Raw genomic sequence first — 23,646 nt, forward strand, 5'->3', positions numbered from 1 at the left:
ATAGTTTTTTAATAACTTTGTCCCCAAAAAATTAAACGCCCAAAGGTAAAATTCAAAAACGGATAATCTGTTTTACTTTTTTAACATATTAACGATTTTTTCGACTTCAAACAGGAGCCGAAGTTTATTGGGCCACAGCTTTTTGTCATACTAAATTTTAACGTGCCAGTAATACTCGGAATCGAATCATCCTGCGACGAAACATCAGCATCCATTTGTGTTGATGGGGCTATTTTAAGCAATGTCATCGCCAATCAAACAATACACGAAGCTTACGGCGGCGTGGTGCCCGAACTGGCATCGCGTGTTCATCAGCAAAATATCGTTCCAGCGGTACAGCAATCAATACTTAACGCAAAAATTAACAAAAACGATATAGATGCTGTCGCTTTCACCCGCGGCCCTGGCTTGCTTGGCTCATTGCTGGTTGGCGTTTCATTTGCCAAAGCCTTTGCGCTGGCAAAGGGCATACCCCTTATCGAGGTAAACCATATGCAGGCGCACGTGCTGGCGCATTTTATCGACGAGCCAAAACCGTCGTTTCCTTTCCTGTGCCTCACGGTTTCGGGCGGGCACACGCAGATCGTTTTGGTGAAGGATCATTTCGATATGGAGATCATAGGACAAACAACCGACGATGCCGCCGGTGAAGCATTGGATAAAACAAGTAAGATACTTGGTCTGCCATACCCCGGCGGGCCGTTGATTGACAAGAATGCCCGTCTCGGTGATCCGGATACTTACCAATTCCCCGAGCCGCAGATACCGGGGCTCGATTTTAGTTTCAGCGGCCTGAAAACAGCGATCTTGTATTTCATAAGGGACAATGTAGCCGCCAACCCGAATTTCATTGCTGAAAACATCAACGATATCTGTGCTTCGGTCGAAAAGCGAGTCGTAACAATATTGCTCAATAAGTTAAAAAAGGCCGCCCTGCAATATGGGATCAAAAATGTTGCTTTAGCCGGAGGGGTTTCGGCAAATACAGGGCTACGCCAGGGACTAAAACAATTGGGCGAAGAGATGGGGTGGAATACCTTTATTCCCCAATTTCAATATTGCACCGATAATGCCGCTATGATAGCCATAGCCGGGTATTATAAATATCTCAAAAGTGATTTCGTGGGACAGGACGTGGCCCCTTTGGCACGGATGCCGTTTTGATTGTTGAATTATTGATTTATTGAGTCTGTTAGCTGGTTAGTCAGTAATTCGATAATTCAACAAATCAATAACTATTTAATTCTGCCGTCGGCCATTTCTATCACGCGGTCGGCGCCGTTTGCAAAGTCGAGATCGTGTGTTACTGTTAATATAGTAATGCCCTTGTTGTGCGACAGATCCTTAAAAATATCGAAAACCAAACCCGTGTTCACACTATCCAGGTTGCCTGTGGGTTCGTCGGCCATAATTATAGCGGGGTTATTGATAAGGGCACGGGCTATGGCGATACGCTGTTGTTGCCCACCCGATAGCTTGCTTGAGGGCTTATGGGCGAAATTATCCATCTGCAGCTGTTTTAACTTTTGCATAGCATTCTCCTCAATCTCTTCCCTGGTGCATTTGCCAAGTTTCATGGCCGGCAACATCACGTTTTCGAGTGCAGTAAATTCGGGCAGTAAAAAATGGAACTGGAATACAAACCCGATATGCTCATTCCTGAAACGGGCAAGTTCGTTTTGGCTCTTACCAGTTACCGGCGTGCCATTGATGCTGATCTTACCGGTATAATCTGTATCAAGTGTGCTTAGTAAATACAGCAAGGTAGATTTTCCGCAGCCTGATTTGCCGATTATAGGCACAAATTCGCCCTTGTTTACGGTAAATGATATATCCTGCAAAACGTGGAAATCCTCCGGCTCGCGGAAGTGTTTATTCAGGTTTTCAACTTGCAGTGCTATATTCATCTCCACTATCCTCTTAGTATGGCAACTGGGTCTACTTTAGATGCTTTAAGCGATGGCATAAGACCCGCTACGAGCGGAGTTATAACGCCAAACATCAGCCCGAAAAAATAATGCGTGGGCCGGAATACTACCGGGAAATATTTAAGCGCGATAAAGTCACTTGCCGGAAATGGTACCCTCGACAGTGCATACGACAACATAAAACCGAGTATTTCGCCCATTATGGCCCCAAAAATTCCGATGAACAACGATTGGCTCAGGAATATCTGAACTATGTCTTTCCCCGCAAAGCCTTGCGCCTTTAATATCGCAATATCCTTCATCTTGTTATTGATGGTCATGTTCATGATATTGTATATACCAAACCCCGCTACTACCAGCAAAGTAAAACTTACCACGTATGTCAGCGTATCACGCACGATATTGGATGCCATAACCGATGAATTGGCAGTTTCCCAGTCGTCCGATTTGTAATTGTATTTTTTCGCCAGATCCCTTGCTTTAGCACGGGCCAGTTTGTTGCTCCGCAGCTTTATGTTGATATCGGTAATGTAGTTTCTGTCCTCGCCCATTAATTGCTGTACATTGGCCAGGTTCACATAGCTGCGGGTATTATCAATAGTGCTTATGCCAATAGCGAACAGACCCACGACCCTAAAGCTCATCGTGGTTCCGGTAGGGGTTGTAAGCTTAACCATATCACCCATACTCAAATTAAGTTTATCGGCCAGGCCGCGACCCATAATGATGCCTTTATCCGAACTCAACAGGTTTTCGGGTGTGCCGCTTGTCATTTTGCCGGCCAGGTCAAATATCTTGGCCTCATCAGCTATGTTGACGCCTTCGATGGAGCCGTTGATCTGTACCGGGCCGTAATTGTAAAACACTTGTGTGCTAAGGAAAGGCGATACATACGTTATATCGGGGTCCTTTAGCAGGTTGCTGATAATGCCGGCGGCATCTTTTATGTTAAGTTTAACCTGTTTTGGCTTTGGGTGATGAACAATAACCAATGAGTTTTTATCGCCGAAGTATTCTCCCGCGATGGATACGGAGTAGTCCGTTTTGATGTCGTTGTAGATGTGAATGTCAGGTGTAGACGATAGCATCGTATCCTCCAAAAACTGGTTTACACCCACCATGAAGCTGATCATAAGGATAAACATGGCAATGCCGAAAGTAACGCCGAGCATCGCTACCAGCGTTTGCTTTTTATTGGCCATCAGGTGCCTTTTTGCTATGAGGCTATCTACAAGCATGGCTATTTGGCCGTTGGTACAACAACTTCCGATGCTTCATCAAGACCGCTTAAAACCTCTGCTTCATCAAGCGTGCGGATGCCGGTTTTTATCGCGATGGTTTTTACATGGCCATCCTGCTTCACTTTTACACTATCGCCGCTTAGTAAAACCTTGCTGGGGATAACTAAAACCTGCTGCTTGCGCCGGATGATTATATTGGCCTCTACCGAGGTATGTATATAAGGCTGGCTGTCACTCCCGCTGAACACAGCATCAGCACGGAATGTCTGGTCGGCTTCATTCATAGTAGGGTACAGGCGGATGATTTTGGCCTGGAAAATTTTATCGCCGGTAGCATCGGTCTTAAGCAAAACTTCCTGCCCCGCTTTTACCCGGTCTATATCCTGCTGATCTATCGACAGGCGTATCAGCCTGTCCGACGACTTTCCTAACAACGCAAGGGCCTCGTTTGCACGTACCGCCTCACCTTTTTCCTTTAGCATCTGGTAAACCGTACCGGTACTTTCGGCGCGGATAATGTAGTTATTAAGATCGTTTTGCGCCGTGGCAACCTGGCTTTGCGCGTTTTTTAGTGCGATGTTGAGATCGTTAATGGTTGAATAATATTTTTCGCTGGCCGATCTTTTATCGTTTAGCGACGTGCGGTACATTACCAGTGCATTATCCAACGCGCTCTTGGTTCCCACATTTTGTTCCCACAAATTTTTAAGCCGTGTATATTGCAGCGAGTCGTTGCTGAATTTGATGGCGGCATTTTGCATCGTCAGCTTAAGGTCGCGCAATATCCTCGAATCGGGCGATAGGTTTTGTAGTGCGGTTTGATAGGATAATGTTGCCGCATCCAATTTTGCCGCCTGTGCGGTGCTGTTGATCAGGTAAAGCACATCGCCTTTTTTTACTACATCGCCCTCCTTAACAAGCTTTTTGATGACCGTACCAGGGTTCAACGCATAAACGGTGTACTCACTGTCGGCCATGATCTTGCCTGACGCATATGCCGTTTCAATAATGTTTTTTTTCTGCGGATGAATGGTCCCGGTGCTGCTGCAGCCTGCTGTTATCAATATTGCGGCAGCAAAAAGGAAGGCTCTGGTCATATCAAATTAAGGGAATAGAGACCGCAGGGTAAGGATAAACCAGCAAAGGTATATCAACCCGGCCGGCTATTTTTTTCGTTACGCTTGGTCTGAATAATAACTCGAACATCGTGCTTTTCCGGTGTACCATTACAAGCATATCAAACTTAATATTTTCGATCAGCCATTCCAAACCCTTTTTTACATTACTGCCGGGAACGCTTTTAAACGTTATTTTCTGGTAATCAACGTCGTGCCCGATATCATCCATGAACAGGCGAACAGCTGCATTGTGCTCGCTATCAAGCGGGTTGTCCGGATTGACGTTCGTTATGGTTATTTCTGCACCGAATTTTTCTGCCAGTTTGGACAACGATTTTACATACTCTACGTCGGTATATGTAATGTCGGTGGCGAAGGCAATTTTTTCTATATTGCTTAAAGGCGTTTTTTCCGGCACAATAAGCACCGGGGTGTTGGCCGCACCGATTACCTGGCGGCAGTTATTCCCAAACATAAAGGCTGATATTTCATCCGAACCATGAGTAGCGAGCACTAATAAAGAAATATCACCATTTTCCTCGAGCCCGGTAATATTGTTCGCGATGGAACCCTCATCACATTGATAGGATATTGCAGGCAGGAAAGTCCCGGGAAAATGATCCTCCTTCAATTCGCCCTCAAGTTTCTTCACCAGTGCTTTAAGTGTTTTTTCAGCGTCGCTCTTTACCTCGTTATAATCAACCATTGGCCATGCCACCTGGGCTGCCAGGGGCGTGTCTGAAGGAACGAGAAAGGTGTTGTACAACAGGATGTTGGCTTTCACCTTTTTGGCCAGGTGTAAGGCATATTTTGCTGCATGCTCTGCCCTTGCAGAGAAATCGGTCAGTACGGCTATCGTCTTCATGCTATTCCTTTAATTTAACAGCGTAAAGTTGAACAAACAGCGACGGTCAAAAAATGAGGTTTATCATAAAGAAGCCTGACGGTGGTCAGGTAGTATATTTTGACCAGCTGAATTATTGTACGATTGATTTACCGATTGTCGGGGTTATTCATACTTTTGCAGTTCCATTCATTAAATAATAATTCACTAAATCAATAATTAATTGAGCGTTCCGTCAATCATCTTCTTTTCGGTATTCGTACTGCCCCTTGTAGCTTTTTTGATCTGGCTCATGCGCCAGGATAAGCGTAAAGGGATCACCGGCATTATTGTGGTGGTAGTTTTAGTGGTGGCAGGCATTGTATATACCTATCTTACCCGCGAGCAGGCCAATAAACAAAAGATGGAACAGTCAGGCACCGCCGTGCCACATGTGGATTCAACGAAGTAACACATACATGTTTGCTATTCGATAGCGACATAAATAAGAAAGGCCGTATTATGCGGCCTTTCTTATTTCTTCGAAGATATTATCATGCACAATATAGGAAAGTACCGTGCCCCGTAGCGGAGCAATAGGCTGGCTGGCAACCTATCTGGCTGCTGCCTGCAACCGGGAACGGACCTGCCCAGCCGCCGCTGCAATAAGTTTGAGTGTAGCCAACGCCGCCTGCAATTTGTTTCATTTCTGCTTTTGTCAACTCTTTTTTCAGGCTTAGTTTACCTGTAGTGTTAATTTTCTTTTTCATAATAAATGGGTTTTAATTGTTTGTGAATTTATGCGCAGTATAAAAAAGCACCGTGATGAGCATTAGGGCAATATGCCGGCATGCAGCCAATAGGCATGCTACCCGCAACAGGGAATGGATTATAACCATTCCTGTCGTACCCATCGCAATACGTCTGTTGCGTTGAGCCGCCTGTAACCTGTTTCATCTCGTTTCTGCTTAATTCTTTCTTGAGGGTGAGTTTGCTGGCTGGTTTTGATAGGTTTTTCATAATTATCGGTTTAAAGTTTGGTTTATTAAATGTAGATAAATATTAACCAATAGTGCAAATTTATTTTTAATTATTCATTAATATACACAAAGAATGTTGGTATACAGTAAGTGCTTGAGGCTGTCGAATATTAGCTTTTGATATGATTCATAGTCGTTTTCAATCTCGTCTTCCGTAAAATACTCTTTTATCTCCTCCAGGATATAGCTAATTTTTTCTCTGCTTTTAACCATTGAGAAAATTATTCCGTCTATGTCATCCAGGTAATACTCTTTGACATTCATAGTTAGTATATCCGGCAGCAGTAGTACCGAGACGGGCGATTCCGGCTCATTTAAATTTCGTTCTATCACTCCTGGTATCTCATCCGGGTGATTGTATTCCCATGGGCAATTCAATTCTATCAAGGTGTATTTTTTTGTCCCGATTACTTCGATATTCAATATTTCAGCATCCTTTAATGAAAAAACCGCCTGTGTTTGCTTGTGTGCCTCCACATCGTCCGTATACAGTTTCTGGATGCCCGCCTGCTTGCCATAATATTTTTTTAATAAGCTTTTATGCCTCAATTCCAGGTGGAGTATTTCAAGCAGACGAGCTTTTTCATTTTCGGTTAGGTCGTTTACCAGGGGGAGATTAAGAAGATCGTCTTCGTTGCCATCATCTGCAAACTCTGTGTGTTTAAGATAGTCATATTTTTTCTCCAGGTAATTAATTGCAGCCTTTGTTCGTGCAAATAATGGTGGCCCAATGGTTTGCCGGGTCGGGCTTAATGGCAAAGCATCCAGTTTGAGCCCCGGCGAGTAGTATACCGTTGATCGCATCGCACTGGTATTATTTCGCACCATTTCTATAATGCGGTAGTAGTATTCGGGGTAACGACTTCGAAGCATTTTTGCGACATGTTCGCAGACGTGGGGGTATTTTTTGAATCCCCCTACGGGATGGACCATTTGAACATTGGGGTAATCTTCAAATTTTATGTAATCCTTGAATACCGGATCATCCACAACCCCCTTTAAATAAGCAACAGGGATTTGTTGAATTTCGGCAAGCTTACAAAAAAGGAATTGCTCGAAGATGAAGTTCAGATTGCCGGGTGGTAATTTATCTAAAGCATCGGTGTTTCTGTCTACCAGGTCAAATGCTTTGGCGCAATAGAGTTTAAAAAAGTTTAGATCATGCCCACCAAGTAAGCCTGCGTTGCTGGCGTACAAGGTCTTATTTTCATAGTTTGCTTTTTTGAATTCATCAGGTATATAACAGAAGCATTCATTCAGTTTGTCAAGGGTAACAGTATAAAAAGCAAGGTCCTTGTCCAAATTTTGTGCGATCAGTGGCGAGTTTAATAATTCGGCGCCCGGCCTCTGCCAAAGGAATACATCGCCGTCCAGGTGAAGGAACGGCTCGGTCTGAATGCTGTAAGTATAAATTTTTGCCAAAGCCCAAAGGTGCGGATTATAATTAGCCAGGCGATTTTCCAGCTCTGCCGAAACAGTTGAATAAGGGAGCTGGAGGCGGTCAACTAATATTTCTTTACCTTTTAAGTCGGTGACCAGGTGAATGTCCCCGAACATGTCTTTCGCCAGCAGGCAGCTCAGGGCCCAGCTCATCCAATGGTACTCGCACGATCGCCAGCCGGCTTTCATGGTAATAAGGTTCTCTTTATCCGTGCCTGAGGGGCCGGTCCAAAAGGTTTGAAGGTATTTCATGCAGAAATTTTTAAGCAATATATTATTTTATAGTTAATATTTAAATTGCTTAAAAATAAAATAGCCTCCCGGTTTCAGGAGGCTATTTGTATAATCACTTATTGATCTTAAAATTATTCGGTTTCTACAGGCAGTTTTTCGCCTGTCACCGTTTCTTTTATTTTGGCTTCCAGTTCTTCCATCAGTTCGGGATTATCCAATAACAGTTGTTTAACAGCATCGCGGCCCTGTCCCAATCGGGCATCGCCATAGCTGAACCACGAGCCTGATTTTTTGATAATATTATAATCAACACCAAGGTCGATGATCTCGCCCGCTTTTGAAATGCCTTCGCCAAACATAATATCAAACTCGGCGATACGGAATGGCGGAGCAACTTTGTTCTTCACAATTTTTACTTTTACACGGTTACCTGATACTTCATCCGTATCCTTTATCTGCGATATGCGGCGGATATCCAAACGTACCGAAGCATAAAATTTAAGCGCATTACCACCGGTAGTAGTTTCGGGATTGCCAAACATCACACCAATTTTATCGCGTAACTGGTTGATGAAGATACAGCAGCACCCGGTTTTGCTGATGGTGCCGGTAAGCTTACGCAATGCCTGCGACATTAAACGTGCCTGCAGACCCATTTTGCTGTCGCCCATTTCGCCTTCAATTTCACCTTTAGGTACCAACGCGGCAACCGAGTCAATAACGATAATGTCAATAGCGCCAGAACGGATCAGGTTGTCGGCAATTTCAAGGGCCTGCTCACCATTATCCGGTTGCGAGATCAAAAGATTCTCTACATCAACCCCAAGTTTTTTAGCATAAAAGCGATCGAAAGCATGTTCCGCGTCAATAAATGCAGCGATACCACCCTGCCTTTGCGATTCGGCAATGGCGTGTATGGCCAGCGTGGTTTTACCCGACGATTCAGGTCCATATATCTCGATCACCCTGCCCTTTGGCAAACCGCCTACACCCAATGCTATATCGAGGCCGATAGAGCCGGTTGATATCACGTCGATGGATTCGATTGCGGTATCGCCCAGTTTCATAATGGTGCCTTTACCGTACGATTTCTCCAGCTTATCCAGGGTAAGCTGTAATGCTTTTAATTTTTCTGCGCTGCTCATTTATTTTATGTTTCGGATAGCAAACGTAAAAAATATATTTTACAAATGCTAATTTTTTTAGTAATTTATTTGAATTGACTGCGTTGAATAAGTTGGATTAGGTTGATTGAGTTGTTTTTCGGTATATTAACTATTCACTTAATCAACTCAATCAAACTTAATCAACTAAAAAACATCCGTCAAATATCTTTATCCACACTTCTTTTTTTCAACTCTTTGGCAATGGCATCGAGTTGTTTTTTCTTCTTTTGATCTTTTGCTTTTTTAGTTTTAGCCGCTTCCGCACGCTTCAATGCCGCTTCGGTATGATTGCGTTCGTAGTAACGGCAGAACCAACTGATGGGGCAAACTTCACATTTAGGATTTCGCGCCAGGCAAATATAACGCCCATGCAGAATCAGCCAGTGATGTGCAAAACGCAGGGTTTCCCGGGGCAGGTATTCGGTCAGCTGCCTTTCAACAGCTAAGGGGGTTTTTGCATTGTTGGTGAGCCCTATGCGGTTTGCCACCCTGAAAACATGGGTATCTACGGCCATTGCGGGCGCCTCGAAAACAACCGACGCGATCACATTAGCCGTTTTGCGACCAACCCCGGGCATTTTTTGCAATTCATTGATATCAGAAGGCACCTCGCCATTAAAAACATCAACCAGCATTTTAGCCATGCCAACCAAATGTTTTGATTTGTTATTAGGATAGCTTACACTGCGGATATAATTGAATACCTCTTCCGGTGTGGATGCCGCCAAAGATTCTGGCGTCGGGAAACGTTCGAACAGCGCCGGGGTAACCTGGTTGATCCGTTTATCGGTGCATTGTGCCGAAAGAATAACCGCTATCAACAACTGGAAAGGATTTCCGTAATGCAATTCGGTTTCAGCATTGGGCTGATGGGTAGAAAAATATTCGACAAAAAGGCGGTAACGTTCGGCTCGGAGCATGTGCAAAAATAATAAGTCCCGGGTCTAAAAGTTCTATGTCAAATAAAAAAGCCCGAAGCGAAAAATCATTGACTTTCGGCTACGGACTTAAGGCTTTGCTACTCTTGGTAAAGATCTAACGCGAGCTCCTGGAATAATCCAAAATGTTGTGGATCGTTTGTGCACTTGGATTTCTCTTCAGAAGGTCCAGGTCTGTGCGCAGCGAGTTGAAAAATATCAAATCGTCTGCTTCTAAATTTTCTGTGGCATCCGTTCCCTTCATAGCCGCTGTGTTAGAAGTTTCATTTAAAGTAGTTGTTGTAGAGGTTTCATCCATACGCTTTCAAATTCCTTAAAGTGGTTTATATTTTGGATTTTACAATATTGATAACGACAGTATAAAGATAATATTTTATTGAAGATGAAATTTAGATGAAATTTTTTTCATTTTCAAATTTAGCATCACCACTTTTCAGAAGTTGTATACGGTATGAACGACAAAAAGGCCGTAAATATTGCAGAATCTAACTTCTTCAACATTTACAGCCTTTACCGGCCCAATAAAAATTCCCTCCGCCCGAAGGTGGAGTAACTTAGAGAAGGCTCTTAATTCTTTAAACTCAATTCCTTGCTTTGCATCATTTTGCGCAGGTTATTGAGCGCATAACGCATGCGGCCAAGGGCTGTATTGATGCTTACATCGGTTACGTCGGCTATTTCCTTAAAGCTCATATCGCCAAAGTGGCGCATAATCAATACTTCCTTTTGCTCGGCGGGTAACAGGTGAATTAATGCCTTCAGGTCCCTGTGCGTTTGCTCGCGCACCATGCGGTCCTCGGTGCTTTCGTCATAATGGCCCAGCACCTCGAAAATATCAAAATCATCGCCATTGCTAACCAGCGGCGTCCGCTTTTCGCGCCTGAAATGATCTATTACTAAATTGTGTGCTATACGGGTTACCCAGGGGAGAAACTTGCCTTCTTCGTTATATTTTCCGGCGCGTAACGTATTGATAACCTTGATAAAAGCATCCTGAAAAATATCTTCGGCAAGGTATTCGTCCTTAACCAACAAATATATCGAGGTGTAAATTTTTGCCTGGTATCGGCGGATCAGTTCTACAAGCCCGGCTTCTTCTCCCGCTATATACAGATGGATTAGTTCCTGATCACTTTTCAATTGAAAATCCATAGACTTCTACTTTAAACTAAATTCTTAATCGTTAATTGATGAAGTAGAATTTTTGCGCTATAGTGATCCTCTCTGTTAATAAATTGTTACTCAAATAAAACGAATTATAGGATGAAAAACAAATAATATTTTAGTTATACCCCGAAATCGACCGTAAATCCATCATATTTAACATTTTTTAACAATTAAAAATTATTTTCAAACCGTTATGCAAACGGTCCGGTTAATGTTATAAAAGTATTACAATCAGACCACTAAAGCATTTGGAAAGTGCTAATTTTTTTAGGATTTTTGCATTCGCAAAAAGTGACCATGGTTAATAGTCCATGGTCGATAGTTTTTCCGAACTTACCATTGTCCATCGACTATGGACCATCGACACAAAATAAATATGAGCAGCGAAGCAGAGAAAGACCCCCAATATAATATCATTATAAAAGGCGCGCGGGTGCACAACCTTAAGAATATGGATGTGGCCATACCCAAAAACAAGCTGGTGGTTATCACCGGCATGTCGGGATCGGGCAAATCGTCGCTTGCTTTTGATACGCTGTACGCCGAAGGGCAGCGCAGGTACGTGGAGAGCCTTTCGAGCTATGCCCGCCAGTTTTTGGGGCGAATGAACAAGCCCGATGTCGATTATATCAAAGGTATTGCCCCGGCAATCGCCATCGAACAAAAAGTGATCACTTCCAACCCACGTTCAACCGTAGGCACTTCCACAGAGATATACGATTACCTGAAGCTGCTTTTCTCGCGGGTCGGCAAAACTATTTCGCCGGTATCGGGTGAAATTGTAAAAAAGGACTCGGTGACTGATGTGGTAAATTTTGTGGTCGCCCTGCCAGATGACACGCAGGTAACCATCCTGTGCCCTTTGTACCCGCACAATAACCGCAGCCTGAAAGAGGAAATGGCCGTGTTGCTGCAAAAAGGGTTTGTAAGGGTAGAATACCAGGGAAAATTATCTAGAATAGAGGATATGCTGGGCGATGAATCTGTCGAGAGCGCCTCCATGAAGATACAGCTAAAAGGCGATAGCAAAAAGGCAGGCAATACCGATAATTCGCCGCTTACCGATCATCATACCGAAGTTAAGATCGTTATCGACCGTATCACGAAAAACGAAACGGATGAAACGATAAGCCGCCTTGGCGATTCGATACAAACGGCCTTTTTTGAGGGGAAGGGCGATTGCTATGTAAGGTATAAGAAGCCCGAAGAGGAAACAGAAACCGAACGCTTTTTTTGCGACCGGTTTGAGCTGGACGGCCAGGCCTTTGAAGAACCTACGCCCAATTTTTTCAGTTTTAATAACCCTTATGGTGCCTGTAAACGCTGCGAAGGTTATGGAAAGATCATTGGCATTGATGAGGACCTGGTGATACCCGATAAAAGCAAGACCATTTATGAAGGGGCCATTGCGCCATGGCGTGGCGAAAAGATGCGCGAATGGAACGATGCTTTAGTAAAAAATGCGTTGAAATTCGATTTTCCTATCCATCGCCAATATAACCACCTTACGGAAGAGCAACAACGCCTGCTATGGACAGGGAACCAATATTTCCGTGGGCTCGATTCGTTCTTTAAGGAACTGGAAGAACAGACCTATAAGATACAATACCGGGTAATGCTTTCGCGCTATCGCGGAAAAACCACCTGCCCCGAATGTAAGGGCAGCCGTTTGCGGCAGGATGCTTCTTATGTAAAGATCAATGGCAAATCGATAACCGACATTGTTTTGATGCCGCTGGATAAGGCGCACGCGTTCTTTTTAAACCTGGAATTGGATCAGCGGGATCAGAAAATAAGCAAAAGGCTTTTAGAGGAAATAGCGAGTCGCCTGGGTTTTTTGAATAATGTGGGTTTAAGTTACCTGACGCTAAACCGTCTGTCGAACACCTTGTCGGGCGGCGAATCACAGCGTATTAATTTGGCTACATCTTTAGGCAGCAGCCTGGTGGGCTCGGTTTATGTGCTGGACGAGCCAAGTATTGGGCTGCACCCGCGCGATACGCAAAGATTGATAACTGTTTTGAAATCACTACGCGATGTGGGCAACACCGTTTTGGTGGTTGAGCACGAAGAAGAAATTATGCAGGCCGCCGACCATATTATAGATATCGGTCCGGCTGCCGGTACGCATGGCGGCGAGCTGGTTTTTTCAGGCACTTATGAAGAGATCATTGAAGATGATAACAGTCTTACAGGTCGTTACCTGGCCCGCAAGGAACAGATAGCCATCCCGGCACATCGCCGTAAGTGGAACGACTTTGTGGAGGTAAAAGGTGCAAGAGAGAATAACCTGAAACACGTAAACGCTAAATTCCCGCTGGGGGTATTGACGGTAGTTACGGGCGTGTCAGGCTCTGGTAAAACCAGTTTGGTAAAGCGAATATTAGCTCCGGCCTTACAAAAGGTGTTAGGTAATTATACCGGCGAGCAAACCGGCTCGTACGATGAACTTGCAGGCGATTACAATAAGGTGGAACAGATAGAGCTTGTCGATCAGAACCCGATAGGGCGTTCGTCGCGATCGAACCCGGTTACGTATGTAAAAGCCTGGGACGAGATACGCAATCTTTTTGCCGCCCAACCGGCTGCCAAAGCCGCCGGACTAAAACCATCGGCATTCTCCTTTAACGTGGAGGGAGGCCGGTGTGATGTTTGCCAGGGCGAAGGTGAGGTGAAGATAGAGATGCAGTTTATGGCGGATATTTTCCTCACTTGCGAAACCTGCGGCGGCAAGCGGTTTAAGCAGCATATCCTCGACATAACCTACAATGAAAAGAATGTCTCTGACATTTTGAGCATGACCATTGACGAAGCGCTCGAATTTTTCAGGAAGGAGCCGAAGATATTAAGCAAGATAAAACCATTGGCCGATGTAGGCCTGGGTTATGTGCAGTTAGGGCAATCGTCTAACACCCTTTCTGGAGGCGAGGCGCAGCGTATTAAGTTGGCGTCGTTCCTGGTGAAGGGGAATAACGCCAACAAAACACTTTTCATATTCGACGAACCGACAACAGGTCTGCATTTCGACGATATTAAAAAACTGCTTAAATCGTTCGATGCACTGCTGGAACATGGCAATACCATCATCGTTATCGAACATAACATGGACGTGATCAAGTGCGCCGACTGGGTGATCGATATCGGTCCGGAAGGTGGCGACAATGGCGGCCAGGTTGTTTTTGAAGGAGTGCCTGAGAGTCTCATCAAGGAAAAGGACTCTTATACCGGGGAGTATTTAAAGGAGCGGTTTTTGCCACCGGGTGTTCAAAGGGAAAAGCATATGGTGGGATAAGTTGCATACCTACGGCATGCAAAATTCCTCTATACAATTTGCTATCAAAGTTTTGGGCAGAGGGCGCATTTTGCCCGCATTCTTGACTGCCCCGTCGGGGCCAAACTTTGTAGAAGAAGAGGATGGATACAATACCGTGCCGTAGGTACGGAGCTCGCCCGTGTTGTATCTTTCTAAGAATGCGGGCGATCTTATTTACTATAATACCTGATATACGGTTTCCCCCAATTGGCTACGATCATATTGCCGTTTTTGGCTACGATATACGGCTGTAGCCCTGTGTCTTTAAATGGGAAAATCAATGTGCTGTTATTATAGCTATTAAACACATACAGGCCGTTGCTGTCGTCTTCAAAATAAAACTTTCCATCGCTTTGCACACTCATATTGCTATACTTTTGCCCGCTTGTCATATATCCGGTATAGCCTGTGCCTTCGTCTTCTGAAATATATATACCATTGGTGTGGAAAATGGAGCACACGTAAAAGTTGTTGGCCGGGTCGATATAAAAAGAGTAAAAAATGCCAGGCGTAACACTGCCGCCTATGGGCACAGCATACCAGGTGGCGCCTGCATCTCCAGATTTAAAAAGGTTCATGTTATAGACGTCGGTAACATACAGGTTGCCTTCCTTGTCCTCGGCGGGACAGTTGAAATAAGGCTCGATGGGTTGCGCTTCGGGGAATGCCGCCTTCGCTGCGGTCGTCCATGTTTTACCTTTGTCCGCAGAGACATACGCAGCTGCCGGTTCGCTTGTAGTCACCATCAGTTTTCCACCCGGTGTCGCGATTGCCGCATTGATGGTGGCCGCGTCAAAAGGAGCGGCGCCCGCATTCGCCCAGCTTTGGCCTGCGTCTGTAGAATAAAATACACCATCGCTTGTTAATGCATAAACCTCGTCCAAAGCGTTCGAGATCACGTAATTGACCTGGTGGCTGTCACCCAGGGATGCAACGGCGTACCAGTTTACCCCGTTATCGTCCGAATACCTCAGATAAGTTTTACCACCGGTGAAACTGGTAAATATCCTGCCGCTGCTTAATTTGCAAAAACTTGTGGGCATAAGGCCGGTTTGTAATGAACAGCCTCCGTTGTGCCAGCCCGGTCCGCCGGCAATTGCAGTTGCTTTGATCTTAACGGAATCTACTTTTTGATTATCGGCATTCAGCACGTAGGCTGTTAAGGTCTGTTGCCCGACATCGCCGGTAAGAGACCATGAATAAGCAGTTAATCCGTCTTTGCCTGCAATAACTGTACCCGTATCGTACCTGCCACAGCCAGAACCTTTGAATTGAACTGAATAACCTGACTGCGGAACATCATTAGCCAAAACCTTTACAACTACAGGTGCAGGCAGCGTATTTCCTATTGTGTCCGTTTGTCCATCGCCGCTAACGAGGCTAATTTTAAGCGTTACTGTATTTAATAGCTGACTTTTGTCGGAAGATGATTTGAAACAGCCAAAATATACTGCGCAACTTGCAAAAATTAATAAGAAGAGACCTTTGTTCATGGTTCAGGTATTTAGCATGGCTAATATAATAAATTAGGATCGATCAGGAATAAATATGATTACCTGGCAACCTTATGGCAACTTATAACGGTAATGTGATTATAAAATTGAAAAGAATAATGAAATACTTACTACGTACCACTATTATTTTAGCCGCCGCTATTTTGTTAACCACATCCTGTAAAAAAGAGAAGCAGGTACCCGCGCCTGTAGCAACCAGGACATTAAAATTTATCCTCTACACCGACCAGGATTTCTCGGGCGACGAGCATAACATCAGTTTTTCCCTGCATATCAGCAATGGCAAATCCGCCCCATTCGATTCGACCGTGGCAACATTTAAGGTTAAGGATATCCCGCACAAGGCAAACCAGCTTGTTTATGAAAAGAAGGTTCCTTCGGATGGAACTATTTTAACCGCAGGTTTTGTTTATACCATCGAAAATGTCGGCGTTTCCTGGCATTTGGACACCTGCGCCGCAAACGAGAAATTTAAGGTTATCGAATATCCTTTCCTATAAACGGAAGCGCATATATATCTTTTTCTTAAAAGAAGGGCATTAAGGTTTCCCCCCGCTTGACGGCGGGGCGATCTTTTCCAGCGGGGTATCTTCTTTTTCCAGGCCCTGGTATCGTCGTTGGGGCAAATACTCCGGCATGTTTTCGCTGATGTATTTCAGTAAGTTTTCGCGCACATAGCACCGCAGGTCGAAAGCATCGGACGAATTGCGCGCGCTCATCAGCGCCCTTATTTCAATGGTATCCGTTCTCGTATCCGTTACCTGTACGGCATTAACGCGTTTATCCCATTTTTTGCTTCCTTTTAATAGCCGCGTAAGTTCTTCCCGTAAGCTATCGACCGGAAACGTGTAGTCGACATAAAGGAAAACTGTCCCCAATAATTCCGCAGTCGACCGTGTCCAATTTTGGAAAGGTTTTTCAATAAAATAGGTGATCGGCAAAATCAGGCGGCGCTGGTCCCAGATAGCGAGCACAACGTAAGTTAGGGTGATCTCCTCAACCCTTCCCCATTCCCCTTCAACTACAAGCACGTCGTCTATCCGTATGGGCTGTGTAAAGGCTATCTGCAATCCGGCCAAAAAATTACTCAGTGATTTTTGCGCCGCGAAACCGATGATGATACCGCTGATACCAACGCCAGTAAGTAAGCCGGCCCCGATCTTCCGCACGCTGCTAAAGCTAAGCAGGATAATGGCCACACTTACCAGGATGATCAGGATAACTATCGTCTTCCTGATAAATATCAACTGGGTTTTTATTTTACGGCCCTTCAGGTTGTCTTCTGCGGTAAGGTCGTACTGGTGATAAACATAGTCTTCCAGTATCCTTACGGCTTTAATAAGCAGGCTGGCAAATGCCGCAACTACCAGTATGCTTGTCAGTTTATCAAGCGATGCTACAAATGTTTTACTCAGTTGCATCAGCGGCAGCATAAAATTTAGCGTTAACAGCGGGACAAAATAATTGAGCGGCGGTCCCAAGTGAGTGAGGATGGATTTAAAAAGCGAATAGTCGTTACGGTTCTTATAAAAATGCAGTATCCGGGTGATGATAAATTTTACGATAAAGCCCAGCAACAGTGCGCATACTACGACGCCTAAGTTCCACGCCCAGGGCTGAAATTGATTTGACCATGCTTGCAGTTGATTGTCCATAGGCAGTTTAACAGGAGTGTTTAGTGAAACATTAAGACCGGAGCCGCCCGGTGCAATGCCATTCTGAAAATGGCGTGGGTTACTATCCCGGTCTCGTGAAGTTTATACCAGAAGTACAAATATAAGCATAAATTGTTTAGCGATTTGGCCCTGCATCCCCCTAAACGGGTGAATTGTAAAACGGAGGCGTGTAAACTTGTAACAACGTTTTGTGCATTCCGTCTATTTATAAAGCCCGGAAATGAAGAAAGTTCTCCTCTGTTGTTTTATCCTCACGCTTGCCCTGGTGGCGCCTGCCCAAAATCAGAAGTTCGGGGCCTTCACAAAAAAATTTGTAAGCGGCTACAGGGATCTCCATATACCCGACCTTGAACTAAGTTACGTTAGCGGGCTGCAGCATATCGGTTCGGCAGAGGCGGTGCAAAAGCAACTGGATTTTTTCAAGTCAGTAAAAATGCAATTGGCAGCGTTTGATCCTAAAACATTGTCCCGATCGCAAAAAACCGATTACGAACTTATCGAATACGAGACCGGGTTGAACCTGGAAAGACTGACGCTGGAAACGGAATGGGTTAAAGATCCACCCGGAAAAATTTCAACAGGCGGCATCATCACGGTACCGAACGGAAAGGCCTGGTACGTTTATTTGTTAAAGCGTTGGGTGAGTATGGATGTTACTCCAGATCAGATATACCAGTTCGGCCTGGGCGAAGTGGAAAGAGTAAAGGGACATATCGAGGCGGTGCGCAAACAAACAGGGTTAAGCGAGGATGCTTTTTACAAGCACCTGGATGACGCTGAATTTTTTACATCCGATCCGCAGGAAGTGCAGCGCTCGTTCGAACACACTAGGAGCGTGGTTTACAGTAACCTCCATAAGCTGTTCAGCGATACCGTTGTGCCTCTATTGAAAATAGAAAAAGGAGCGGCGCAGCAGCTGGCACAAACACCCGGCTATTACGGCAATAATACCTTTTACTATAACCTGTTCGATAAGCCGTATAATAAGCGCCAGTACGACTGGCTTTTTATCCACGAAGGCGTGCCGGGCCATCATTACCAGTCCAATATCGCATCGTCGGCTAAAGTATCGGATGTGCAGCAGTTATTCTTTTATATCGGTTTTGCCGAGGGCTGGGGCGCTTATGCAGAGGAATTGGGAAAGGACCTTGGCGTATACCAAACGCCTTATGATGAATTAGGCAAATGGCAATGGGATATTGTACGCTCGGTGCGCGTACCAATGGATGTGGGGTTGAATTATTACGGCTGGACCGACCAGCAGGCGCTTGATTTCTGGAAGAAGAATATCCGGGGGCAGGATGACATCGCTATGCGCGAAATAGCCCGTATACGCCGCTGGCCCGCACAGGTGGTTACCTATAAATATGGCGCGCTGCAGCTGTTGCAATGGAAGGAAGAGCTACGGAAAAAACAAGGTGCGAAGTTCAATATAAAGGACTTCCACGACCGGGTGCTGAACCATGGCTCGCTGCCCTTGTTTATGGTGAAGGAGAATGTATTCAGAAAGTAAGGTCCTTGTCTATTTCTTTTAGCAGGTATTCCTTTTTGTCTGAAGCATATTCCCAGAACATTACCCCGGCCAGGCCATTCTTTTTTACGTATTTGCACTTGTTCCTTACCGACCATTCGTCATCGAAAGTGATAAATTGCCGCAGGCCGGCGTTGTACAGGTAAGGCGCGTAAGCGTCTTTATCGCGGTAATATTTGTAGCCCTTCTGGTTGATGAGGCTATCTTTGATAAAGGTATATCCGCCACCACCGCCCCGCACACGTATGGCCGCCGTCCTTGCGCCAAGTATCATTTTTTGCGAATCGGCCGCGGCCAGCGTGTGGCCGTAAAAGGCAACACCCACCACCAGTTTATCTGCCGGCACACCCGCAGCCAAAAAATCATGTACAGCAATATCAGCCGAACAGAGCGTTTTATAACCTTTTGATGAATAAAGATTAGTATGGTGCAGCACGATGTGTAAACTGTCCTGCGCAAAATCATAGGTCATCAGGCTCACGTAATCTAGGTATTTAGAGGCATCGCCCATTTCCGTCAGCGTAAGGAAGCGCGTAAAACCGCCTACAGCGGCCGTAAGCAATTTATTGCTCCCGGTTTGTTGTTCAAGTGTATCCAGGTCGAGGCGCAGTTTCTGGAACATCAGGGTATAATTATGCTTATCCTCCGGCCTGTAAATGTTTCCCGCGCCAATGTCATTTGGATATTCCCAATCAATATCAACGCCGTCGAGGTTGTATTTCTTTACTATGGCCACCGCGCTTGCGGCAAAGCCTTCGCGGGCGGTATCGGTAAGTACCGCGTCAGAGAAATTCCTGCTGCCGCCCCAGCCACCTATCGAGATAAGTAGTTTGATATCCGGGTTTACTTTTTTCAGTTTTAACAGGTTCCGGAAGTTTACGGTGTCTGTTTTTTCATGCTCCAGGTAAGCGCGGTTGTTTTTGATGACCACGAACGCATAATTGATATGCGTAAGTTTTTTTGCATCTACCATGGCGGTATCATACAGGCCATGGTAACCACCGACGTAGCCTATAATAACATGCTTTTTGTTTTTTGTCGACTGGGCGCATACAGATGCTGACAGGGCTGACAAAACGAAAAATAACAGGAGGCCTCGCAGGCGGGATACAGATATCATAGCGAACGAATATACAAATCGTACAGGCTGCGGACAACAAATTTTCATTCTTGTTATTCATTGGCCTTTAGTATATTCACACCTCATTGACCGTTCCTTAAACACCTGTTCATCATGAAAAAACTCAGCCTTTCTCTTACCGTATTTTTTTCTTTCGTTATTTTTAGTGCATCCTCAGCGTTTGGCATCGATCCGAAAGATACACGCATGCTTACGCAGCCGGCTATAAGTGCTGACCATATTGCCTTTATTTATGCCGAAGACCTTTGGGTGGCCAATCCTGATGGTTCAGAGCCGCGCAGGCTGACTGTCGATGAAGGTATCGAATCGAGTCCGGCGTTTTCACCCGACGGCAAGCTTATCGCTTTCAGCGCACAGTACGACGGTAACACCGATGTGTATATTATCCCGGTTGAAGGGGGCGTTCCCAAGCGGCTGACCTGGCACCCAAGCGCCGACCTGGTGCGGGGATTTAGTCCTGACGGTAAGTCGGTATTATTCGCTTCGCAACGCAATACGTTCACTAATCGCTACGCACAGCTATTCAGTGTTTCAATTACCGGCGGACCGGCAAAACAGCTTGAAATACCTAACGCGTTTTATGCCAACTATTCGCCCGATGGAAAGTACATGACATATACACCCGTTCCGGATGCTTTTAAGCAATGGAAACACTACCGCGGCGGTACCATTACCCGGATTTGGCTTTTCTCATTTGCCGACAAATCCATTGTCGAAATACCCAAACCCGAAGGCGGCTGTAACGACACACAGCCCGTTTGGATGGGAGATAAAGTTTATTTCAGGAGCGACCGGAACGGCGAGTTCAATTTGTTTTCTTATGACGTCGCAACCAAGCAGGTAAAACAATTGACGGAATTTAAAGACTTCCCGGTGCTTAATATAGCAGCCGGCGATGGAAAGGTTCTGCTGGAGCAGGCAGGTTACCTCCATATTTTCGATCCGGCATCAGCCTCGGCAAAAAAATTGACCATTGGTATTGCTGCCGACCTACTGGAATTGCGACCGAGATTTGCAAAGGGCGCGAAATATATCCGGAGTTCACAGATATCACCTTCGGGAGCAAGGGCGGTGTTTGATTTTAGGGGCGATATCGTAACTGTCCCGGCCGAAAAGGGCGATGTCCGCAACATCACCAATACAACAGCCGTGCACGAAAAGACACCATCATGGTCGCCCGATGGAAAATTCATCGCTTATTTTTCAGACGCATCGGGCGAATACAAGCTGGATATTCAGTCGCAGGACGGTAAGGGCGATGTTAAGTCGTATAAATTAGGTGGCGCGGGATTTTACGCCAGCCCGAAATGGTCGCCTGACAGTAAGAAGATAGCTTATGTTGATAATAGCCGCAGCCTTTACCTGCTCGATATTGCTTCGGGAATCGTCAAAAAGATAGATTCTGACGACTTATACACGCCTGGTACGTTCCGCGATATTTTTGGCGACTGGTCGTCTGATTCCAAATGGATAGCGTACACAAAAATAACGGCTACCCAATTTAAAAAGGTACTTCTTTATTCTGTGGACGAACAAAAATCTTACGCACTCACGGATGGGCTAAGTGATGCATCCGAACCCATTTTTTCGCGCAATAGCAAATACCTCTATTTCTTTGCCTCGACCGACGCCGGGCCGGTGATCAACTGGTTCGACCAGTCGAACGACGATATCCGGTCGACCAGTTCTATTTATCTGGTTACGCTGCAAAACCAAACCGTGTCGCCGCTGGCCAGGGAAAGCGATGAGGAAAAGGCAGATACAAAGAAAGATGATAAGGCTGAAGTCAAATCTGATAATAAATCGGAAAAGAAGGCCTCGATAACGTCATCTGGTTTTAAAATAGATTGGGACGGCATCCAGAACCGTATTGTGGATGTGCCGGTAAAACCGGGGAATTACGGCCAGTTAAGTGCAGGAAACGACGACAATATTTTTTACATAGATTATGATGATAACGGCTCAGGAAAACTGCATAGCTATAGCTTTAAAAAACGCGAGGATTCCGAAATAATGCCGATGGATGGGTATGACCTGTCTGCCGACGGCAAAAAGATGTTGTACAGGCATCACGGAAGCTGGGGCATGGTTAATGCGGGCGACAAGAATGGGAAAGGGCTGAATATCGACGCCATCCAGGTGAAGGTTGACCCGGTTGCCGAATGGCCCGAGATATTTGACGAGGCATGGCGCATTAATCGCGATTATTTTTATGATCCGGGTATGCATGGCAACGACTGGCTGGCGGTAAAAAAGAAGTATGCTGTTTTTCTGCCCGATCTTTCATGCCGCGACGACCTGAATACAGTGATACAATGGATGTGCAGCGAGCTGGTTGTGGGGCACCAGCGCCTTACCGATCTAGGCGATAAGCTTTATCATCCCGAAACGATCAAAGGTGGATTGCTTGGCGCCGATTACAGCATCACAAATAACAGGTATCGTATTCAGAAAATATATGGCGGGCTAAACTGGAACCCCAACCTCCGTTCGCCCCTAACCGAGCCCGGTGTCAACGTTAAGGTGGGCGATTACCTGCTGGCAGTAAATGGTAAAGATGTGGTGGGTACGCAGGACATTTATCAATATTTTGAGAATACCGCCGATAAGATAACCGAGATAACGGTTGGCCCTAACGCGGATTATAACGGATCGCGCGTGGTGAAAGTGCTGCCGGTGGATAACGAATATGAACTGCGCAACCGCGACTGGGTGGAAGGTAACCTGCAAAAAGTAACCGAGGCAACTAAAGGGCAGGTGGCCTATGTATATGTGCCCAACACAGCAAACGAAGGCCACGACTACTTTAAACGTTATTTTTACCCGCAGGCAAACCGCAAGGCAATTATTGTGGATGAACGCTTTAATGGTGGCGGGCAGCTGGCCGACTATTATATTAATTTATTGCAAAACCCTTACCAGGCCCATTGGCACATGCGTTACGGGCAGGACCTTAAATCGCCAAGTGCATCGATACAGGGGCCGAAGGTAATGCTGATCAACGAGTCGGCGGGCTCGGGCGGCGACATGCTGCCATGGATGTTCCGCAAATTTAAAGTAGGTACACTGGTGGGAACACGCACCTGGGGCGGGTTGGTAGGTATCCTGGGCTTTCCCGAATTTATTGACGGCGGTGGTGTTACCGCGCCAAACGTAGGTATATGGACTAAGGATGGTTTCGTAGTGGAAAACGTAGGCGTGGCACCGGATATTGAAGTGGTACAAACCCCTGCCGAGATCATCAAAGGCAACGATCCGCAACTACAGAAAGCTATTGAAGTTGCTTTGAAAGAGCTGGAGAAAAATCCGCAGGTGGAACCAACAAGGCCGCCGTTCCCGGTGAAGGCGCAAAAATAATTATCCTGTTCGGGCTTAC

General features: G+C 45.5%; 20 protein-coding genes. 6 read left to right on the plus strand and 14 right to left on the minus strand.

Annotation, left to right across the window (positions count from 1 at the left end):
• Window positions 1-162: 162 nt before the first annotated feature.
• On the plus strand, window positions 163-1,164 hold the full coding sequence (gene tsaD, locus FRZ54_RS09755; RefSeq protein ID WP_147031426.1) for a tRNA (adenosine(37)-N6)-threonylcarbamoyltransferase complex transferase subunit TsaD: 1,002 nt from the start codon (window positions 163-165) through the stop codon (window positions 1,162-1,164).
• Between the two features lie 71 nt (window positions 1,165-1,235).
• Here tsaD and FRZ54_RS09760 read toward each other — a convergent pair whose 3' ends face one another.
• The 4 genes from FRZ54_RS09760 to FRZ54_RS09775 are packed head-to-tail and all read right to left on the minus strand — an operon-like array spanning window position 1,236 to window position 5,152.
• On the minus strand, window positions 1,236-1,907 hold the full coding sequence (locus tag FRZ54_RS09760; protein ID WP_147031427.1) for an ABC transporter ATP-binding protein: 672 nt from the start codon (window positions 1,905-1,907) through the stop codon (window positions 1,236-1,238).
• A 5-nt stretch (window positions 1,908-1,912) separates the two neighbouring features.
• Window positions 1,913-3,166 (minus strand): ABC transporter permease, encoded by a 1,254-nt coding sequence (locus FRZ54_RS09765; RefSeq protein WP_228462675.1) that lies wholly within the window; start codon window positions 3,164-3,166, stop codon window positions 1,913-1,915.
• A 2-nt stretch (window positions 3,167-3,168) separates the two neighbouring features.
• Entirely contained in the window at window positions 3,169-4,266 is a 1,098-nt protein-coding gene (locus tag FRZ54_RS09770; protein WP_147031429.1) for an efflux RND transporter periplasmic adaptor subunit, read from the minus strand.
• A gap of 1 nt (window position 4,267) precedes the next feature.
• Entirely contained in the window at window positions 4,268-5,152 is an 885-nt protein-coding gene (locus tag FRZ54_RS09775; protein WP_147031430.1) for a universal stress protein, read from the minus strand.
• 202 nt (window positions 5,153-5,354) lie between these two features.
• On the opposite strand from FRZ54_RS09775, the gene FRZ54_RS09780 reads away from it, so the two are divergent.
• On the plus strand, window positions 5,355-5,582 hold the full coding sequence (locus tag FRZ54_RS09780) for a hypothetical protein (RefSeq protein ID WP_147031431.1): 228 nt from the start codon (window positions 5,355-5,357) through the stop codon (window positions 5,580-5,582).
• Between the two features lie 82 nt (window positions 5,583-5,664).
• On the opposite strand, the gene FRZ54_RS09785 is transcribed toward FRZ54_RS09780, so the two are convergent.
• The 7 genes from FRZ54_RS09785 to FRZ54_RS09815 form a co-directional block, all read right to left on the minus strand.
• Entirely contained in the window at window positions 5,665-5,880 is a 216-nt protein-coding gene (locus tag FRZ54_RS09785; RefSeq protein WP_147031432.1) for a hypothetical protein, read from the minus strand.
• 28 nt (window positions 5,881-5,908) lie between these two features.
• Window positions 5,909-6,130: a hypothetical protein gene (locus tag FRZ54_RS09790; RefSeq protein ID WP_147031433.1), complete on the minus strand. Its 222-nt coding sequence runs from the start codon at window positions 6,128-6,130 to the stop codon at window positions 5,909-5,911.
• A gap of 77 nt (window positions 6,131-6,207) precedes the next feature.
• Window positions 6,208-7,842, minus strand: coding sequence for a DUF6734 family protein (locus FRZ54_RS09795; RefSeq protein ID WP_147031434.1), 1,635 nt, complete (start codon window positions 7,840-7,842; stop codon window positions 6,208-6,210).
• 113 nt (window positions 7,843-7,955) lie between these two features.
• Window positions 7,956-8,969, minus strand: coding sequence for a recombinase RecA (gene recA / locus FRZ54_RS09800; RefSeq protein ID WP_147031435.1), 1,014 nt, complete (start codon window positions 8,967-8,969; stop codon window positions 7,956-7,958).
• Between the two features lie 179 nt (window positions 8,970-9,148).
• Complete coding sequence (gene nth, locus FRZ54_RS09805) at window positions 9,149-9,910, minus strand: endonuclease III (protein WP_147031436.1); 762 nt, start codon at window positions 9,908-9,910, stop codon at window positions 9,149-9,151.
• 115 nt (window positions 9,911-10,025) lie between these two features.
• Complete coding sequence (locus FRZ54_RS09810) at window positions 10,026-10,226, minus strand: hypothetical protein (protein WP_147031437.1); 201 nt, start codon at window positions 10,224-10,226, stop codon at window positions 10,026-10,028.
• Between the two features lie 269 nt (window positions 10,227-10,495).
• Window positions 10,496-11,080: an RNA polymerase sigma factor gene (locus tag FRZ54_RS09815; RefSeq protein WP_147031438.1), complete on the minus strand. Its 585-nt coding sequence runs from the start codon at window positions 11,078-11,080 to the stop codon at window positions 10,496-10,498.
• 391 nt (window positions 11,081-11,471) lie between these two features.
• Here FRZ54_RS09815 and uvrA point away from each other — a divergent pair, with 391 nt between their 5' ends.
• Window positions 11,472-14,387, plus strand: coding sequence for an excinuclease ABC subunit UvrA (gene uvrA / locus FRZ54_RS09820; RefSeq protein ID WP_147031439.1), 2,916 nt, complete (start codon window positions 11,472-11,474; stop codon window positions 14,385-14,387).
• Window positions 14,388-14,578: 191 nt separating this feature from the next.
• Here uvrA and FRZ54_RS09825 read toward each other — a convergent pair whose 3' ends face one another.
• Window positions 14,579-15,901, minus strand: coding sequence for a sialidase family protein (locus FRZ54_RS09825; protein ID WP_147031440.1), 1,323 nt, complete (start codon window positions 15,899-15,901; stop codon window positions 14,579-14,581).
• A gap of 119 nt (window positions 15,902-16,020) precedes the next feature.
• On the opposite strand from FRZ54_RS09825, the gene FRZ54_RS09830 reads away from it, so the two are divergent.
• Window positions 16,021-16,422, plus strand: coding sequence for a hypothetical protein (locus FRZ54_RS09830; protein ID WP_147031441.1), 402 nt, complete (start codon window positions 16,021-16,023; stop codon window positions 16,420-16,422).
• A gap of 39 nt (window positions 16,423-16,461) precedes the next feature.
• On the opposite strand, the gene FRZ54_RS09835 is transcribed toward FRZ54_RS09830, so the two are convergent.
• Window positions 16,462-17,577, minus strand: coding sequence for a mechanosensitive ion channel family protein (locus FRZ54_RS09835; protein WP_147031442.1), 1,116 nt, complete (start codon window positions 17,575-17,577; stop codon window positions 16,462-16,464).
• Window positions 17,578-17,818: 241 nt separating this feature from the next.
• On the opposite strand from FRZ54_RS09835, the gene FRZ54_RS09840 reads away from it, so the two are divergent.
• Window positions 17,819-19,111: a DUF885 domain-containing protein gene (locus tag FRZ54_RS09840; RefSeq protein WP_147031443.1), complete on the plus strand. Its 1,293-nt coding sequence runs from the start codon at window positions 17,819-17,821 to the stop codon at window positions 19,109-19,111.
• On the opposite strand, the gene FRZ54_RS09845 is transcribed toward FRZ54_RS09840, so the two are convergent.
• Window positions 19,101-20,249: a glycoside hydrolase family 18 protein gene (locus tag FRZ54_RS09845; RefSeq protein WP_147031444.1), complete on the minus strand. Its 1,149-nt coding sequence runs from the start codon at window positions 20,247-20,249 to the stop codon at window positions 19,101-19,103. The two genes, FRZ54_RS09840 and FRZ54_RS09845, sit on opposite strands and share 11 nt — an antisense overlap.
• A 114-nt stretch (window positions 20,250-20,363) precedes the next feature.
• On the opposite strand from FRZ54_RS09845, the gene FRZ54_RS09850 reads away from it, so the two are divergent.
• Window positions 20,364-23,627, plus strand: coding sequence for a S41 family peptidase (locus tag FRZ54_RS09850; protein WP_147031445.1), 3,264 nt, complete (start codon window positions 20,364-20,366; stop codon window positions 23,625-23,627).
• The last annotated feature ends 19 nt before the right edge of the window (window positions 23,628-23,646 follow it).

The organism is Mucilaginibacter ginsenosidivorans (genome assembly GCF_007971025.1).
Classification (GTDB): domain Bacteria; phylum Bacteroidota; class Bacteroidia; order Sphingobacteriales; family Sphingobacteriaceae; genus Mucilaginibacter; species Mucilaginibacter ginsenosidivorans.

What these genes read in the sequence shown, in the direction of transcription:
- FRZ54_RS09760 (WP_147031427.1), bottom strand. Translation starts at nt 1,907, where the DNA reads ATGAATATAGCACTGCAAGTTGAAAACCTGAATAAACACTTCCGCGAG.
- FRZ54_RS09765 (WP_228462675.1), bottom strand. Translation starts at nt 3,166, where the DNA reads ATGCTTGTAGATAGCCTCATAGCAAAAAGGCACCTGATGGCCAATAAA.
- FRZ54_RS09770 (WP_147031429.1), bottom strand. Translation starts at nt 4,266, where the DNA reads ATGACCAGAGCCTTCCTTTTTGCTGCCGCAATATTGATAACAGCAGGC.
- FRZ54_RS09775 (WP_147031430.1), bottom strand. Translation starts at nt 5,152, where the DNA reads ATGAAGACGATAGCCGTACTGACCGATTTCTCTGCAAGGGCAGAGCAT.
- FRZ54_RS09785 (WP_147031432.1), bottom strand. Translation starts at nt 5,880, where the DNA reads ATGAAAAAGAAAATTAACACTACAGGTAAACTAAGCCTGAAAAAAGAG.
- FRZ54_RS09790 (WP_147031433.1), bottom strand. Translation starts at nt 6,130, where the DNA reads ATGAAAAACCTATCAAAACCAGCCAGCAAACTCACCCTCAAGAAAGAA.
- FRZ54_RS09795 (WP_147031434.1), bottom strand. Translation starts at nt 7,842, where the DNA reads ATGAAATACCTTCAAACCTTTTGGACCGGCCCCTCAGGCACGGATAAA.
- recA (WP_147031435.1), bottom strand. Translation starts at nt 8,969, where the DNA reads ATGAGCAGCGCAGAAAAATTAAAAGCATTACAGCTTACCCTGGATAAG.
- nth (WP_147031436.1), bottom strand. Translation starts at nt 9,910, where the DNA reads ATGCTCCGAGCCGAACGTTACCGCCTTTTTGTCGAATATTTTTCTACC.
- FRZ54_RS09810 (WP_147031437.1), bottom strand. Translation starts at nt 10,226, where the DNA reads ATGGATGAAACCTCTACAACAACTACTTTAAATGAAACTTCTAACACA.
- FRZ54_RS09815 (WP_147031438.1), bottom strand. Translation starts at nt 11,080, where the DNA reads ATGGATTTTCAATTGAAAAGTGATCAGGAACTAATCCATCTGTATATA.
- uvrA (WP_147031439.1), top strand. Translation starts at nt 11,472, where the DNA reads ATGAGCAGCGAAGCAGAGAAAGACCCCCAATATAATATCATTATAAAA.
- FRZ54_RS09825 (WP_147031440.1), bottom strand. Translation starts at nt 15,901, where the DNA reads ATGAACAAAGGTCTCTTCTTATTAATTTTTGCAAGTTGCGCAGTATAT.
- FRZ54_RS09830 (WP_147031441.1), top strand. Translation starts at nt 16,021, where the DNA reads ATGAAATACTTACTACGTACCACTATTATTTTAGCCGCCGCTATTTTG.
- FRZ54_RS09835 (WP_147031442.1), bottom strand. Translation starts at nt 17,577, where the DNA reads ATGGACAATCAACTGCAAGCATGGTCAAATCAATTTCAGCCCTGGGCG.
- FRZ54_RS09840 (WP_147031443.1), top strand. Translation starts at nt 17,819, where the DNA reads ATGAAGAAAGTTCTCCTCTGTTGTTTTATCCTCACGCTTGCCCTGGTG.
- FRZ54_RS09845 (WP_147031444.1), bottom strand. Translation starts at nt 20,249, where the DNA reads ATGATATCTGTATCCCGCCTGCGAGGCCTCCTGTTATTTTTCGTTTTG.
- FRZ54_RS09850 (WP_147031445.1), top strand. Translation starts at nt 20,364, where the DNA reads ATGAAAAAACTCAGCCTTTCTCTTACCGTATTTTTTTCTTTCGTTATT.